The sequence below is a fragment of the Asanoa sp. NPDC050611 genome, assembly GCF_040654855.1.
GTDB lineage: Bacteria > Actinomycetota > Actinomycetes > Mycobacteriales > Micromonosporaceae > Asanoa.
In genome coordinates this window covers 1-2,303 of sequence record NZ_JBFAIU010000604.1, presented here as the reverse complement: position 1 = coordinate 2,303, position 2,303 = coordinate 1, and the positions used below count along the sequence as shown (strand labels likewise).

General features: G+C 72.1%; 3 protein-coding genes and 1 pseudogene. 2 read left to right on the top strand and 2 right to left on the bottom strand.

The window, feature by feature from the left end:
* Positions 1-261 (top strand): annotated as a pseudogene (locus tag AB0H87_RS40840) (oxidoreductase); the annotation flags it as partial.
* Between the two features lie 2 nt (positions 262-263).
* On the top strand, positions 264-1,472 hold the full coding sequence (locus tag AB0H87_RS40835) for a cytochrome P450 (RefSeq protein ID WP_360158938.1): 1,209 nt from the start codon (positions 264-266) through the stop codon (positions 1,470-1,472).
* Here the strand turns inward: AB0H87_RS40835 and AB0H87_RS40830 are convergent.
* Entirely contained in the window at positions 1,459-1,875 is a 417-nt protein-coding gene (locus AB0H87_RS40830; protein ID WP_360158935.1) for a CBS domain-containing protein, read from the bottom strand. The two genes, AB0H87_RS40835 and AB0H87_RS40830, sit on opposite strands and share 14 nt — an antisense overlap.
* A gap of 128 nt (positions 1,876-2,003) precedes the next feature.
* On the bottom strand, positions 2,004-2,303 hold a 300-nt coding region (locus tag AB0H87_RS40825; protein WP_360158932.1), incomplete at its 5' end, for an MBL fold metallo-hydrolase.

Genomic DNA, 2,303 nt, shown 5'->3' with positions numbered 1-2,303 from the left:
AGGATGCCGCCGATGCCCAGGCGCGTCAGGAAGTCCAGCCAGGACAGGCCGCGTTCCTGGTACACGAAGGTCGGCGCCGGAAAGAAGGACGACCCGGCGAAGGTGGCCGAGCAGGGCTTCGAGGCGCTGATGAAGGGCGACGACCACGTGGTCGCCGGGTCGATGATGAACAAGGTCCAGGCGGTGGCGGGCAAGGTCGTCCCCGACACGGTGAAGGCCGAGATGCACCGCAAGATGGCCGAGCCGGGCTCCGCGGACTGACCATGGTTCGCGACAGCTCCGCCGCGCTCCTGCTCAAGGGCTACGCCTGGCTGCCGGACGCGCGCCGCCACTCGCCGGACGGCGTGGTCGAGACCCGCCTGACGGGCCGGCCCGCGTTCGGCATCAGCGGGCCGGCGGCGGCCAGGTTCTTCTACGACGAGCGGCACGTCCGCCGCGCCGGTGCCATCCCCGGGTTCGTCCAGTCCACATTGTTCGGCCACGGCGCTGTGCACACCCTCGACGGGCTGGCCCACCGGCACCGCAAGGCGATGTTCCTGGCGCTGTTCACCACCGACCGGATCGCGGACCTGGTCGGCCACACCGGCGCCGCCTGGGACGCCGCCGCCCTCGGCTGGCGCGGCCGTCCGATCTCGCTGTTCGAGTCGTCGGCGCGCGTGCTGGCCGAAGGGGTCGCCCGCTGGGTCGGGCTGCCACCCGACGACGCCATCGGGCCCGACTGCGTCGCGATGGTCGACGGGTTCGCCACGGCCGGACCGCGGCACTGGCGCGCCCGGATCGCCCGTCGACGCCAGGAGTCCCGGCTGGCCGACGGCATCGCCGAGCTGCGCTCGGTCGGTCGGCCCGCGGAGCCCAGCGGCACCGCCGTCGAGGTCGTCGCTCACCACCGGGACGACGACGGCCGCCTGCTCACGCCGCGTACCGCCGCCGTCGAACTGCTCAACGTCGTCCGGCCCACGATCGCGGTCAGCTGGTTCGTCGCGTTCTCCGCGCACGCCCTGCACCGCTGGCCCGAGCATCGCGACCGGCTGCGCGCCGGCGGGCCGGCGTTCGCTGAGGCGTTCGCGCACGAGGTACGCCGCTTCTATCCGTTCGCACCGTTCGTCGGTGGCCTCGCGCCCGACGACGTCGAGTTCGCCGGCCACCGGATCCCGCGCGGCGCCATGGTGCTGCTGGACCTCTACGGCCAGAACCACGACCCGGCATTGTGGAAGGACCCCTATTGGTTCGACCCCGACCGGTTCCTCGGCCCCGACGCGGCGCCCGACCCCTACACGCTCGTGCCGCAGGGCGGCGGTGACCCGGCGACGGGTCACCGCTGCCCGGGCGAGCCCAACACGGTGGCGTTGCTCAGTGATCTCGCGGTCCGCCTGGCCCGCCTGGAGTACGACGTGCCGCCGCAGAACCTCGACATCCCGCTCGACCGCATCCCGACCCGCCCCCGCGACGGCATGCTCGTCAGCTGTCGCTGATCGCGTCGAGCAGGGCACCGACCGGCTTGTCCGGCAGGGCACGGGCCACGTCCGCGACCGCGACGATGCCGACCAGGTCGTGCCCGTCGATGACCGGCAGCCGGCGCACCTGGTGGCTGCCCATCGTCTTGAGGATCTCCTCGGCGTCGTCGTCGGCGCCGATCGTCACGGGCTTGCCCTGGCCGAGCTCGCCGGCCTTGACCTGCTGGGGATCGCGGCCCTTGGCCAGCACCTTCACCACGATGTCGCGGTCGGTGAGCATGCCCTTGAGCCGGTTGTCGTTGCCGCAGATCGGCAGTGAGCCGACCTTCAGCTCGGCCATCTTCTGCGCCGCGGTCGCCACGGTCTCGCTCTCGCCGACACAGGTGGCATCCGGCGTCATGATCTCTCGCGCGGTGGTCATGGGGGAATCGCTCCTCTCTGTCACGTAGCGAATGGGGTACCCGGCCGGGACGGCATCAACCCTGCGCGCGTCGACGCCGCCTAGCCGCCGAGGTGTGCGTTGGCGGTAGTCGGATGGGCCGCAGCGGATCAGCGTGCCGCCTGCTGCGCCAGATAGTCCCCTGCCAGCTCGCGCAGCCGGGTCTGGTCGAAGGAGCGGCCGTGGCCCGGGTGGACGACGGAGACCTCGAGGTTCTCCAGACGCCGCATGCTCAGGCGGTACGCCGGCACCGACGAGTCCGGCAGGAAGTCGATGAGGTCGTCGTCGTAGATGACGTCGCCGGAGAACAGGGCGCCGGTGCGCTCCTCGAACAGCGCGATGCTGCCAGGGGAGTGGCCCGGCAGGGCCAGAGCCTGACCGCGGTGCTGCTGCAGCTGAAGCGGGTCGGC